General features: G+C 33.2%; 1 pseudogene. It reads left to right on the forward strand.

What is annotated here, in order from left to right:
* Window positions 1-265: pseudogene (locus ACTHS3_RS18030) on the forward strand (ATP-dependent nuclease); the annotation flags it as partial.

Below are 265 nucleotides of genomic sequence, written 5' to 3' on the forward strand. Positions count from 1 at the left end.
GTATGAAAGACGACCTGGTAAAATATTTTATGAAATAAACACTCAAAATATTGCTTTTACCTCTACATCCGAAAAGATCAAAGCAATTAAAGAACATTTAGGAATTAACAATAATGACGGATGGGAGCTTTTGCCATTTAATGTCTTAGTAGAAGGAGAGGAAGACAAAAAATACTTAGAAAAACTGATGGAAGCCGTAGATATTGAAATTCCAAACATTATTTGCGCTGGAGGAGCAACCAAAATTGCAGGATACTTGCAATAT

It is taken from the genome of Neisseria sp. P0009.S007 (genome assembly GCF_051962515.1).